At 39.6% G+C, this 13,298-nt stretch carries 13 protein-coding genes and 1 pseudogene; 11 read left to right on the forward strand and 3 right to left on the reverse strand.

The features are described from left to right. Positions 1 to 35: 35 nt before the first annotated feature. From recF to dnaA, 3 genes are read right to left on the reverse strand one after another with little or no spacing between them, the layout of a single operon-like run. A complete protein-coding gene (gene recF / locus HMPREF2732_RS01825; protein ID WP_070590556.1) occupies positions 36 to 1,118 on the reverse strand; it encodes a DNA replication/repair protein RecF in 1,083 nt (360 codons plus the stop codon). Between the two features lie 5 nt (positions 1,119 to 1,123). Then, positions 1,124 to 2,224, reverse strand: coding sequence for a DNA polymerase III subunit beta (gene dnaN / locus HMPREF2732_RS01830; RefSeq protein WP_070590559.1), 1,101 nt, complete (start codon positions 2,222 to 2,224; stop codon positions 1,124 to 1,126). 10 nt (positions 2,225 to 2,234) lie between these two features. Then, positions 2,235 to 3,602 carry a chromosomal replication initiator protein DnaA gene (gene dnaA / locus HMPREF2732_RS01835; protein ID WP_070590563.1) on the reverse strand — a complete coding sequence of 456 codons (1,368 nt, stop codon included), beginning with the start codon at positions 3,600 to 3,602 and terminating at the stop codon, positions 2,235 to 2,237. Between the two features lie 318 nt (positions 3,603 to 3,920). Between dnaA and rpmH the strand changes: the two genes are divergently transcribed. The 11 genes and pseudogenes from rpmH to rlmC all read left to right on the forward strand — a co-directional run bounded on the left by rpmH (position 3,921) and on the right by rlmC (position 13,295). Then, positions 3,921 to 4,055: a 50S ribosomal protein L34 gene (gene rpmH, locus HMPREF2732_RS01840; RefSeq protein ID WP_005539760.1), complete on the forward strand. Its 135-nt coding sequence runs from the start codon at positions 3,921 to 3,923 to the stop codon at positions 4,053 to 4,055. 12 nt (positions 4,056 to 4,067) lie between these two features. Then, positions 4,068 to 4,436 (forward strand): ribonuclease P protein component, encoded by a 369-nt coding sequence (gene rnpA / locus HMPREF2732_RS01845; protein ID WP_070590566.1) that lies wholly within the window; start codon positions 4,068 to 4,070, stop codon positions 4,434 to 4,436. Continuing rightward, positions 4,391 to 4,654, forward strand: coding sequence for a membrane protein insertion efficiency factor YidD (yidD, locus tag HMPREF2732_RS01850; RefSeq protein ID WP_005695569.1), 264 nt, complete (start codon positions 4,391 to 4,393; stop codon positions 4,652 to 4,654). Before rnpA ends, yidD begins: the two co-directional genes overlap by 46 nt. Then, on the forward strand, positions 4,654 to 6,282 hold the full coding sequence (yidC, locus tag HMPREF2732_RS01855) for a membrane protein insertase YidC (protein WP_070590571.1): 1,629 nt from the start codon (positions 4,654 to 4,656) through the stop codon (positions 6,280 to 6,282). The genes yidD and yidC overlap by 1 nt, the downstream gene beginning before the upstream one ends. Before the next feature lie 127 nt (positions 6,283 to 6,409). Further along, positions 6,410 to 7,768, forward strand: a complete 1,359-nt coding sequence (gene mnmE / locus HMPREF2732_RS01860) for a tRNA uridine-5-carboxymethylaminomethyl(34) synthesis GTPase MnmE (protein ID WP_070590574.1) — start codon at positions 6,410 to 6,412, stop codon at positions 7,766 to 7,768. Between the two features lie 10 nt (positions 7,769 to 7,778). Further along, positions 7,779 to 8,336 (forward strand): annotated as a pseudogene (locus HMPREF2732_RS01865) (manganese efflux pump MntP family protein). Positions 8,337 to 8,403: 67 nt separating this feature from the next. After that, on the forward strand, positions 8,404 to 10,281 hold the full coding sequence (gene ppiD, locus HMPREF2732_RS01870; protein ID WP_070590579.1) for a peptidylprolyl isomerase: 1,878 nt from the start codon (positions 8,404 to 8,406) through the stop codon (positions 10,279 to 10,281). A 100-nt stretch (positions 10,282 to 10,381) separates the two neighbouring features. Next, complete coding sequence (gene hinT / locus HMPREF2732_RS01875) at positions 10,382 to 10,732, forward strand: purine nucleoside phosphoramidase (protein WP_005695575.1); 351 nt, start codon at positions 10,382 to 10,384, stop codon at positions 10,730 to 10,732. Then, complete coding sequence (locus tag HMPREF2732_RS01880) at positions 10,732 to 11,079, forward strand: DUF1425 domain-containing protein (protein WP_005698418.1); 348 nt, start codon at positions 10,732 to 10,734, stop codon at positions 11,077 to 11,079. The genes hinT and HMPREF2732_RS01880 overlap by 1 nt, the downstream gene beginning before the upstream one ends. Before the next feature lie 3 nt (positions 11,080 to 11,082). Beyond that, on the forward strand, positions 11,083 to 12,126 hold the full coding sequence (gene nagZ / locus HMPREF2732_RS01885) for a beta-N-acetylhexosaminidase (RefSeq protein ID WP_070590583.1): 1,044 nt from the start codon (positions 11,083 to 11,085) through the stop codon (positions 12,124 to 12,126). After that, on the forward strand, positions 12,123 to 13,295 hold the full coding sequence (gene rlmC, locus HMPREF2732_RS01890) for a 23S rRNA (uracil(747)-C(5))-methyltransferase RlmC (RefSeq protein WP_070590588.1): 1,173 nt from the start codon (positions 12,123 to 12,125) through the stop codon (positions 13,293 to 13,295). Before nagZ ends, rlmC begins: the two co-directional genes overlap by 4 nt. The last annotated feature ends 3 nt before the right edge of the window (positions 13,296 to 13,298 follow it).

Below are 13,298 nucleotides of genomic sequence, written 5' to 3' on the forward strand. Positions count from 1 at the left end.
ACGTAATCCGATCTTTAAACAGATCGGATTATTTTTTATGACTGTAGTTCGGCGATCTTACCGGTATCTACTTGGAACAATTTTCCTTTTCCCACTTGCATTTCTTTGAGTTGGCCTTGAGTAATAGCGGTTACGAAAACTTGAGAACCACTTTGTTGCAAGCGTTCCGCAAGCAGGGCTCGTTTATGTTGATCTAACTCAGAGGCAAAGTCATCAATTAAAAAGATGCAATGACGCTGTTTTTGAATCATTAAATGTTCACCTTGCGCTAAACGTAGCGCGCACATCAATAATTTTAATTGACCACGAGAGAGCACATCTTCTACAGGTAGTCCATTGGCTTTAAAGCGGAAATCCGCTTTTTGTGGGCCTGAAACTGTATAACCAATGGCTTTGTCTCGCTCAAAGTTTTGCGCCAATAATTCACCATATTCTGTCGCTTTCTCCCAGCCTTGATGAAAGCTAACAGTAATTTCTAATTCAGGTAAAAATAACTGGCAGGTTTTTTCAATTTCTGGGCGTAAGGCTTCTGCATATTCAGCTCGCCAATCACTCACTTGGTGGGCTAATTTAGCTAATTCAATATCCCATATTTTTATTGCAGAATAAGGCTGATTTTGACTTAATGCGGCATTTCGCTGTTTTAATAAGCGGTTTAATGCAACCCAAGAGGAATGGAAACTATTATGGTGGTGGAATAAGCCCCAATCTAAAAATGCACGTCGAAAACTAGGGCCGCCATTTAATAAGGTAAGCCCTTCAGGCGTAATTAATTGCATGGGTAAAAGGTGAGCGAGATCGGCAATTTTATTGCCGTCTTCACCGTTTATTTTCGCGATGGTATTACCTTGACGAAGTTTTTGTAAGCCAACAGACCATTGATGTTGGCTTTCTTGAATTTGGCCAAAAAGCGTGAAATGAGGTTCGTCGTAAGAAATGATGCGATTTGCGACCGCACTTTTAAAAGAGCGACCATGCCCGAGATAAAAAATGGCTTCTAATAAGCTCGTTTTTCCGCTGCCATTATTGCCGACTAGAAAGTTAAAGCCGTGATCAAATTCAAGATCCACGGCATTTAAATTTCTAAATTTTTCAACAATTAAGCGGGAAATGGCCATTATTCTTAGAGGCGCATTGGCATAATGACGTATTCTGCGCTTGCATCTTCGCTGTTTTCAATTAAGCAGCTTGATGACGCATCAGTGAGGCGAATGCGTACTTGTTGGCATTTTAAGGCGTTCAATACATCCAAAATGTAAGTCACATTAAAGCCCACTTCCATTTCTTCACCTTGGTAGTTTACATCAACAATTTCTTCCGCCACTTCGTGTTCAGGGTTTGATGCGGTAATTTTAAGTTGGTTTTCACTTAAGTTTAAACGCACACTGCGCACACGCTCATTAGAAAGGATAGAAGCACGTACAAAAGCTTGTTTTAAGGTTTCCCAGTTACCTTCTACGATACGCGTTGCATTACGTGGTAATACACGACGGTAATCAGGGAAGCGACCATCAATGAGTTTTGAGGTAAACACAATGTGGTTTAAGTGAATGCGAAGATTATTCGTGCCGATTTGCAAACGAGCAAGTTCATCACTGCTTTCTAATAGGCGATTCAGTTCTAATACACCTTTACGAGGGAGAATAACTGAATGGGTTTGCAGATCTTGATCTAATTCGATCGTACAAACGGCAAGACGGTGACCGTCAGTTGCAACAGTACGTAATAAATTACCTTCCGTTTCAAATTTCATGCCATTTAAGAAATAACGAGCATCCTGGTTTGCCATTGAAAATTGGGTTGCCTCAATTAAGCGACGTAAGGTGCTTTGCGGTAAGGCAAAATCCACTTCAGATTGCCAATCTGTCAGATTTGGATATTCTTCAGCGGGCAGAGTAGTGAGATTAAATTTACTGCGACCTGATTCTACAATGGCGCGATCTTCTTCAAAGGTAACTGTAATTTCAAATTCATCTGATAATGTACGGCAAATATCTAAGAATTTTTTAGCCGGAATAGTGAAAGCACCATCTGCCGTTGAAGAAGAAAGTTGAGTATAGCTAGAAAGCTCAACCTCAAGGTCTGTACCTGTAATCGTTAAACGGTTACCTTCAATTTGTAATAACACGTTATTTAATACGGGAATATTCGGACGATTGCTTAATACGCCACAAACTTGCTGTAAGGGTTTTAATAGATTTTCTCTTGAAATGCTAAATTGCATCATTGGCTCCTTATGCAGATAATGTGCGAATTAAATTCGCCCAATCTTCTTGAATACTGCTGTCTTTTTCACGGAATTTTGGCACTTCACGACAAGCATTTAAGACTGTCGTATGGTCGCGTTCAAAGGCACGGCCAATTTCCGGTAAACTTTTATTGGTTAATTCTTTTGCTAATGCCATCGCAACTTGGCGTGGGCGGGTGACTGATCTCGCTCTGCTTTTTGATTTTAAATCCGCCACTTTAATTCGATAGTATTCTGCCACGACTTTTTGAATGTTTTCAATGGTAACCAAACGTTCTTGTAAGGCAAGAATATCTTTTAATGTGTCACGGACAAAATCAATATCAATGTGACCACCTTTGAAGTCTTGCATCGCTTTCACACGGTTTAACGCACCTTCTAATTCACGAACATTGGTGCGTAAGCGTTGGGCAATAAAGAATGCCACCTCTTCTGGTAGCTCCATATTATGTTCTTCTGCTTTTTTCAGCAAAATCGCAACACGAGTTTCTAAATCAGGTGGCTCAATCGCAGTGGTTAAGCCCCAACCGAAACGAGATTTTAGGCGTTCTTCAATTTTCTCAATTTCTTTTGGATAGCGGTCAGAGGTCAAAATAATTTGACGGCCAGTTTCAAATAAACTATTGAAAATATGGAAAAATTCTTCTTGTGTTTTTTCTTTCTCTGCAAAGAATTGAATATCATCCACTAATAATGCATCAAGAGAACGATAGAATTTTTTGAATTGATCCATCTTATTATCACGCATCGCTTTTACCATGTGCTGCATAAAATTATTGGCATGGATATAAAGCACGCGAGCATTCGGTTTATTCGCTAAAATGCCATTACCGATTGCGTGTAATAAGTGAGTTTTACCTAAACCTGTCCCCCCATATAAAAAGAATGGGTTTGCGGTTGGTTCACCAGGTGCGAGAGCGAGTTTTTGACCGACAGCACGAGCGAGTTGGTTTGATTTACCTTCAACAAAGTTTTCAAATAAATGTTTATGGTTTAGATGAGATTCAAATTTAGTGGGAACATCAGATTCTTGCTGAAAACTCACCGCACTTTCTTGATGGTTAGCTGTTTGAGTTGAGGACGGTTCAACAGCTTTTGGAGCTGGTTTTACCCCTTCTTTTACGATAATTTGTAAATTTGGATTTTTCGCAAGGGCTTGGCAAATTTGATGAATTTGGGCCAAGTAATGATTTTCTACCCAGCTTTTCACAAACATATTTGACGCATATAACACCACTTGATCTTGCGAGATGACATCCGCTTGTAATGGACGTAACCACGTGCTGAGATCCATAGGGGAAACCTGATCTTGTAGTTGTGATAAGCAATCTTGCCATAGGGTAGAAAGGCTCACGATAAATTATCCTTATGTTATATGCGTATAAAATAAAAGCCGCAAAAGTGCGGTTAAAAATCGAAGAGAATTTTACAATAATTTAGGCAAAAGATCTTCTGTTGGTCGTCAAAAAAAGACAAAAAGGTTGCTTGAGATTTTGTCCAAAATCCGTATAATCCCCACGATTTTAGAAGAAACGGAAGATTATTTCGGAATTTTCTCTTTTCTTATTTGACGAAAGCCCAATTTATGATTAAAATTGCGGTCTATTTTTTATAACCCTTGTTGTGTTTTGAATATCAAAACAGTAAACCATTTTGATTTAGGTAGATTACAATGAAACGTACATTTCAACCTTCTGTATTAAAACGTAGCCGTACTCACGGTTTCCGTGCTCGTATGGCAACTAAAAACGGCCGTCAAGTTTTAGCTCGTCGTCGTGCTAAAGGTCGTAAGAGTTTATCTGCATAATCACCGTTTTTAGTGATTAAGCTAAACTTCTCTCGGGAGTTACGATTGCTAACTCCCACTCAATTCAAAAATGTCTTCGAACAACCGTTTCGAGCAAGCACCCCTGAAATTACCATTCTCGCACGCAAAAATAATCTTGAGCATCCACGCTTAGGTTTAACTGTGGCTAAAAAATATCTTAAACGAGCACATGATCGTAATCGTATTAAACGTTTAGTTCGTGAAAGTTTTCGTTTATCTCAACATAATTTGCCTTCTTGTGACTTTGTCTTTGTGGCGAAACGTGGCATTGGTCAGCTTGATAATCAAACGTTTTTACAAACTTTGGATAAATTATGGGCACGTCACATTCGTTTGGCACAAAAATCCTCATCGCTTTAATTAAGTTTTATCAAGTAGCGATTAGCCCTTTAATCGGGCCGCGTTGTCGTTTTGTGCCAACCTGTTCTTGTTATGGTATTGAGGCGTTAAAAACACATGGATTGTTAAAAGGTAGTTGGCTTACGCTAAAACGTGTATTAAAATGTCACCCCTTAAGCGCCGGTGGATTCGATCCTGTTCCGCCGAAAAAGATTAATAATAACGATGAGAAAAAATAATGGACTCAAGACGTAGCCTATTAGTGCTTGCACTACTCTTTATTTCTTTCCTTGTTTATCAGCAATGGCAACTTGATAAAAATCCACCTGTTCAACAACAGACCACGGAACAAACAACAGCCGCCTCTTCTGATGTCCCGGCAAGTTCTTCTTCATCTGCCGAAGTAGTGGCAGACTCACAAACAAAAGGTCAAATTATCACATTAGAAAATGATGTACTCCGTTTGAAAGTGGATACATTAGGTGGTGATGTAATCAGTTCTGAACTATTAAAATATGATGCAGAATTAGGTTCAAAAGAACCTTTCGTTTTGTTAAAAGATACAAACGAGCATGTTTACATTGCACAAAGCGGTTTAATTGGTAAAAACGGGATCGATACAAAAGCAGGTCGCGCGCAATATCAAGTTACTGGCGACAATTTCAAATTAGCAGAAGGTCAAAATGAACTTTCAGTGCCATTAACATTTGAAAAAGATGGTGTGACTTATCGTAAAATCTTTGTGTTAAAACGTGATAGTTACGATGTAGGTGTTAACTTTGAAATTGTGAACCAAAGTGGTAGTGCAATTGAAGTTGAACCTTACGGCCAATTAAAACACACATTAGTTGAAAGCAGCGGTAACGTGGCAATGCCTACTTATACCGGTGGTGCGTATTCTTCTTCAGAAACCAATTACAAAAAATACAGCTTCAGCGATATGAAAGATAAAAATCTTTCTATCGATACCAAAGCAGGTTGGGTTGCTATTTTACAACACTATTTCGTATCAGCTTGGATCCCAAATCAAGATGTAAATAACCAACTTTATAGTATTACAGACAGTAAAAATAACGTTGCGTCTATTGGTTATCGTGGTCCAGTCGTTTCTATTCCAGCAGGTGCAACAGAGACTATTACCAGCTCATTATGGACAGGTCCGAAATTACAAAACAAAATGGCTGAAGTGGCTAACCACTTAGATTTAACTGTCGATTATGGTTGGGCATGGTTTATCGCGAAACCATTATTCTGGTTATTAACTTTCATTCAAAGTATTGTATCTAACTGGGGTGTGGCAATTATTTGTGTCACCTTAGTGGTTAAAGCGATTTTATATCCGCTTACAAAAGCACAATACACTTCTATGGCGAAAATGCGTATGTTGCAACCGAAAATGCAAGAAATGCGCGAACGTTTTGGTGATGATCGCCAACGTATGAGCCAAGAAATGATGAAACTTTACAAAGAAGAAAAAGTAAATCCACTTGGCGGTTGCTTACCATTAATCCTTCAAATGCCAATTTTCATTGCATTATACTGGACATTTATGGAAGCAGTTGAACTTCGTCATGCGCCATTCTTTGGTTGGATTCAAGATTTATCGGCACAAGACCCTTACTACATTCTCCCAATCTTAATGGGTGGATCAATGTTCTTGTTACAAAAAATGTCACCGACACCAGTTGCCGACCCAATGCAACAAAAAGTGATGAATTTCATGCCGTTGATCTTCATGTTCTTCTTCCTCTGGTTCCCGGCAGGTCTAGTACTTTACTGGTTAGTGTCTAACTTAATCACTATCGTACAACAACAAATGATCTACCGTGGTTTAGAGAAAAAAGGGTTACATACCCGTAAAAAATAACAGATAGAAGGCATCGAAAGATGCCTTTTTTCTATCATTGATTGATATATAATCACATGGGCGTATTAATGCGCCCTCTCATTTTTTTATCGCAGATAAAAGTGCGGTCAATTTTTAGTGAGTTTTTATGAAAGAAACAATCGTCGCACAAGCGACAGCGCCTGGTCGTGGCGGTATTGGTATTTTGCGTGTATCCGGCCCAAAAGCGGTTGAAGTAGCACAAGCGGTACTAGGTAAATGTCCTAAACCACGCATGGCAGATTATCTACCTTTTAAAGATGCTGATGGCACAGTATTAGATCAAGGCATTGCGCTTTATTTTAAATCGCCGAATTCCTTTACCGGTGAAGACGTATTGGAATTGCAAGGCCATGGTGGACAAGTGGTATTAGATTTGTTGCTAAAACGAATCTTACAACTTGATGGCGTTCGTCTTGCGCGTCCAGGTGAATTTTCTGAACAAGCTTTTTTAAACGATAAATTAGATTTAGCCCAAGCTGAAGCCATTGCCGATTTGATTGATGCCACTTCGGAGCAAGCTGCTCGTTCAGCATTAAAATCATTACAAGGTGAATTTTCTAATAAAGTGAATCAGTTAGTGGATTCTGTGATTTATCTGCGTACTTATGTGGAAGCGTCGATTGATTTCCCCGATGAAGAAATTGACTTTTTGGCAGACGGTAAAATCGAAGCAAAATTACGAGAAATTATTGATCAACTTGATTTAGTTCGTAGCGAAGCGAAACAAGGCTCGATTTTGCGTGAAGGGATGAGAGTGGTGATTGCCGGTCGTCCAAATGCGGGTAAATCCAGCTTACTGAATGCTTTAGCGGGCAGAGAAGCAGCCATTGTGACAGATATTGCAGGAACCACTCGTGATGTGTTGCGTGAGCATATTCATATTGATGGCATGCCTTTACATATTATTGATACCGCAGGCCTTCGAGAAGCGACAGATGAAGTTGAACGTATCGGGATCTCGCGTGCCTGGACGGAGATTGAGCAAGCTGATCGTATTATCTTAATGTTAGACAGTAGCGATCCTGATAGCCAAAATATCGAAAAAGTGCGGTCAGAATTTTTATCAAAATTGCCAAATAATATGCCAGTGACCATTGTTCGCAATAAAGTAGATTTAAGCGGCGAGGCAGTTGGGCTAAAAGAAGAAAATGGAACAACGACCGTTTGTTTATCCGCCCAAACACATCAGGGTGTAGATTTATTGCGTGAGCATTTAAAACAGGCTATGGGCTTCCAAACAGGGATGGAAGGTGGTTTCTTAGCACGCCGTCGTCATCTTGATGCCTTAGAAAAAGCGGCCGAACATTTACAAATTGGGTTAGTCCAATTAACTGAATTTCATGCAGGTGAATTATTGGCGGAAGAACTTCGTTTAGTACAAGCTAACCTAAGTGAAATTACGGGGCAATTTACTTCGGATGATTTGCTCGGCAATATTTTCAGTTCTTTCTGTATTGGAAAATAAACGTTAGTTTATGACTTTTCATATGGTGTGGGTCATTGCGCTTGGTCTTTCGATGGATGCCTTTGCAGTTTCCATCTCTAAAGGCTTAGCAATGCGCGCTTTTCGATGGAAACAAGCATTAGCTATTGCATGCTGCTTTGGGTTATTTCAAGGCATTATGCCTGTTATAGGCTATGTTGTCGGGCTGCAATTTAGTCAGATGATTCAAAATTGGGATCATTGGATTGCCTTTGTTTTGCTTGCGCTCATCGGTGTGAATATGATTCGAGAAGGGCTTAGCTCGGATGATGAACCCGCTCCCTCATTGATTAGTTTAAAACACTTGCTAACACTTGGTGTGGCAACGAGTATTGATGCATTAGCCGTCGGTATCTCTTTTGCTTTTCTTTCCGTGGACATTTTATTGGCTGTCTTCATCATAAGTTTAACAACCTTCGTCATCTCTTTTATTGGTGTAAAGAGCGGTCATTTTTGAGGGAAAAAATTCAAAAGCAAAGCAGAGATTTTTGGCGGTTTAGTGTTATTAGTCATGGCTGTGAAAATCCTACACGAACATGGTGTTTTTTAAGTGCGAATTTTCGCCTTTTAGATTATAATCTTACGAACTTTGTCTTTTTTAAAAGGGTAATAATTGAATGTTAATTGAAAAAATGCATGGCATCGCCCATAGCTTTATCGGAAAAGCGATCTTTGCTTTAATTCCAGTTTCATTTTTGATTGGTGGGATGTCAGGTTATCTGTATAGCAGCAACGATAGTTTTGCGGCAAAAGTAAATGGCGAGACTATCTCTCAACAAGATTTCTTAAATCGTTATAACCAAGAGTTTGAAGCGCGAGCTCAACAAGAAGGCGAGAGCTTCCTAGCAAAAACTGACTCTGTGGAATTTGTGACTGCACTTCGTCAAAATTTAATTCAACGTTTGGTGGATCAAGAATTAATCCGTCAATATGCGAAAGAATTAAAATTAGGTGTAAGTGATGAGATGATCAAACGTGCGATTGTAAGCGATCCTAACTTACAATCTAACGGTAAATTTGATAACGCGCGCTATCAACAATTATTGACTCAAAATGGTCTAACGTCAGATACTTATGCGGCTATTTTACGTAATGCATTAACACTTGAACAAATGCAAAACGGTTTGGCTGACAGTGAATTTGTTGTGCCGGCTCAAGTAAAAGATAGTGCACAAACCTTTTTCCAAAAACGTATCGCTCGTCTTGCAACCCTTCCATTAGCCGATGAAGTGGCAAAACAAAAGGTGACAGAAGAAGAAATTAAAGCGTATTACGATGCGAATGCGAAATCACTTGTTCAACCTGAACAGGCGAAAGTGCAATATATTCGCGTTTCAGCGAACGAATTAGGTAAATTACAACCTGTCACTGAAACACAAATTGCACAATATTATCAAGAAAATAAAGCGCAATTCATTAGCCAAAAATTAGCGCATATCCAATTAGCCACTGAGAAAGAAGCGGATGCAGTTTATCAAGAACTGCAAAAAGGCGCTGATTTTGCTGAGTTAGCAAAAGCGAAATCTGTGGATAAACTTTCTGGTGCACAAGGCGGCGAATTAGGTTGGGTAAAAGACAACGAATTACCGAAAAACTTTGAAGATGCCGCATTATTATTAAATGTTGGTCAATATAGCACACCAGTTAATGTAGATGGGGCTTACCATATTATTTTAGTGCAAGATCGTAAAGAACGTACGTTAGATGAAGTAAAAGAGCAAATCGCGGATACCGTACGTAAAAACTTAGCAGGAAGTCGTTTCCAAGCGGTAGAAAAAGCGGTTCGTGAAAAAGCAGCAGAAAGCAGTGATTCTTTAGCTGCGGTAGCAGAAGCAGCAGGCGTGAAAGTGGAAGAAACAGATTATTTCGGTAAAAATAATGTCCCTGCGGCGTTAAATTTCCCAAATGTGACTTCTGCCATTTTTGAATCAGATATTGCAAACGGCGGCGCAAATTCTGAGCCATTAACTGTGGGTGAAAATGAATTTGTTGTGGTGCGTGTCGTGGATCATAAAGCTGAAGGTTTACAAAGCCTTGATGAAGCGAAATCAACGATTGAGCAGTTCTTAAAACGTGAAAAAGCCGATAAAGTATTAGCTGAAAAAGCAGAACAAGCAGTTAAAGAACTATCTGCGAATCCTGCTAAAGTTCCAGCAGGTATTAGTTTTGGTGAGCCACAAACCTTTACGTTAGTGGATAATAAAGATCCGGTGCTTTATGAAGGTGTATTTGCCATTGCAAAACCACAAGATGGCAAAGCGGCTTATCAAGTTGCTCGTAACAGCAAAGGTGATGTGGTTGTGGTTGCCCTTGAACGTGTAGAAGAACCTACTTTAAATGAGCAAGAATTAGCGAAATTTAGCACTCAACTTGTTCGTGCGCGTCAAGGTGAATTACAAGGACAGTTAATGCAAGCATTGCGTGAAAAAGCACAAATCGAGATTAATACCAGCTTTATTAATCAAGATGATTCAGAAGAAGGTGCGGCTCACTAAGCCGATTGAAATGTCATTCATCATCAATTTCTGATGGAAAATAAAAGCAAAGTGCGGTAAATTTTGACCGCACTTTTTTATATAAAACAAGGAGAAGACTATGGCTCAAGAAACGATTTTCAGCAAAATTATTCGCAAAGAAATCCCTGCCAATATTGTTTATCAAGATGAATTAGTGACCGCATTCCGAGATATTTCACCGCAAGCGAAAACCCATATTTTGATTATCCCAAATAAAGTGATTCCAACGGTTAATGATGTGACAGAACAAGATGAAGTTACCTTGGGTCGCTTATTTACTGTCGCGGCTAAAATTGCTAAAGAAGAAGGCATTGCCGAAGACGGTTACCGTTTAATTGTGAATTGTAATAAACATGGTGGACAAGAAGTATTCCATATTCATATGCATCTTGTTGGTGGTGAACCTTTAGGTAGAATGTTGGCGAAATAATGAAAAAGATCCTAATTACAGCAACGGTATTATTTTTAACGGCTTGTTCATCTGCACCAAATATTGTGGGAACCAATAAGCCAATTTTAAATATGGCGGCAAATTTAGCACCGGCTTTAGATGTTGATTTGTCGGATAATACCGCAGCCTTAAAAAATAAAACTACACAACAACTCAATGTGCTTTACCACCTTTATTGGTATAACACACAAGGTGTAACGCAAGTTTGGCCGAATCAGCAAGAAAGCCAATCAGGTAATATTTTGTTGCAACCACAAGAAAAGAAAGTGTTTGAGCTACCAAAACCAAGCACAGAAAGTACTAATTATCGTCTTTATTTACAATAGTTTATGTCCACACTATTAATTGACCTTGAAGGTCATGAGCTCAAACAAGAAGAAGTTGAATTACTGGAACATCCTTTAGTTGCCGGTTTGATTTTATTTACCCGCAATTTTTATGATCGTCAGCAAGTTCAAGCGCTAATTAAATCCATTCGTCAGCGAGTGAAAAAGCCTTTATTGATCACGGTTGATCAAGAAGGTGGGCGCGTGCAACGTTTCCGTGAGGGTTTCACTCAGCTCCCTGCGATGCAGGCTTTTGCGGCATTAGTTGAGGGCTCAACTCAGCAACAGCAAATAGCAAAAGAAGCAGGCTGGCAAATGGCAGCAGAAATGGTGGCGTTAGATATTGATTTGAGTTTTGCTCCCGTGTTGGATTTAGGTCACGAATGTCGTGCGATTGGCGATCGTAGTTTTGGCTGTGATGTAAAAAGTGCGGTCAATTTGGCGGCTGCTTTTATTGATGGTATGCATCAAGCAGGCATGGCAACAACAGGAAAACACTTTCCAGGACACGGTCATGTTCTAGCTGATTCTCATCTTGAAACCCCTTATGATGAGCGAGCAAAAGAAGTGATTTTTAATCATGATATTTTGCCATTCCAGCAATTAATTCAACAGAGTAAGCTTGATGCGATTATGCCGGCTCACGTGATTTATACGCAGTGTGATAGCCAGCCTGCAAGTGGTTCGACTTATTGGTTAAAAGAAATTTTGCGTAAACAGTTGGGCTTCCAAGGGGCGATTTTCTCTGATGATTTAGGCATGAAGGGCGCAGGTTTTATGGGTGATTTTGTGGCTCGTAGTGAAAAAGCCTTGAATGCTGGTTGTGACTTATTATTGCTTTGCAATGAACGTGAAGGTGTCATCCAAGTGCTTGATAATCTGAAGTTAGAGGAAACCACAGAGCATTTTGCAGCACGCCAAGCTCGCTTGAAATCGCTCTTTAAACAAAAATCCTTTGATTGGTCAGAACTCACAAAAACTTCGCGTTGGATTGAAAATCATCAAAAACTGACCGCACTTCAACAAGAGTGGCTTGCTTCTAAATGATTGATTGCTATCATTATCAAAAAGGCAATTGCCGTTCTTGTCAATGGCTTGAAATGCCTTATGAACAGCAACTCGCCAAGAAAGAAGAGCATCTAAAACAACAACTTGCCAAATTAGATTGTGATAATTTAATTTGGCATCCGCCTTTTTATTCCTCCGAGACTGCCTTTCGTAATAAAGCGAAAATGGTTGTAAGTGGCGCGGTGGAACGTCCCATTTTAGGTATTTTACAAGACTCGAATGATCCACAAAGTGCGGTGGATTTATGTGATTGTCCGATTTATCCGCAACGCTTTGCTGAACTCTTTCCGATTCTAAAAGATTTTATTGGCCGTGCGGGTTTAGTCCCTTATAACGTGGCTAAGCAAAAAGGTGAGCTCAAATATATTCTGCTCACAGAAAGCCAACATACAAAAAAATTGATGTTGCGTTTTGTATTGCGTTCAGAAACTAAATTGCCGTTAATTCAACGTGAATTTGCAGGCTTATTGGAAAAATTACCACAACTTGAAGTGGTGAGCGTGAATATCCAACCTCAACATGCGGCGATCTTAGAAGGTGAGAAAGAAATCTTTTTGACTGACCAACATACTTTATCAGAAAGCTTTAACGGTATTCCGTTGTTTATTCGCCCTCAAGGTTTCTTCCAAACGAATCCACTGGTAGCACAAGGGCTATATGCAACGGCACAAGATTGGGTGCAAGATTTGCCGATTACTACACTCTGGGATCTCTTTTGTGGCGTTGGAGGTTTTGGACTTCATTGCGCTAAAGCTTTACAGGATAAACATCAGCTAGAAGTAGAATTGACGGGGATTGAAATTTCGGCATCTGCTATTCAAGCGGCGACTCTATCCGCCCAGGTGTTAGGGTTAAACAACGTTAAATTCCAATCTTTGGATGCGGCTAATTTTGCTTTAACACAAGATGAAAACAAACCCGATTTGGTGATCGTCAATCCGCCTCGTCGAGGCATCGGAAAGGAACTTGCTGAATTTCTCAATGAAATGCAACCGCATTTTATTCTTTATTCCAGTTGCAATGCGATTTCCATGGGAAAAGATTTGCAGCATCTAACCAATTATAAACTTACTCAAATTCAATTATTTGATATGTTCCCACATACAGCGCATTATGAAGCACTAACATTACTGGAGCTCAATCCCTAATAA

Source organism: Haemophilus sp. HMSC061E01, assembly GCF_001810345.1.
Classification (GTDB): Bacteria; Pseudomonadota; Gammaproteobacteria; order Enterobacterales; family Pasteurellaceae; genus Haemophilus_D.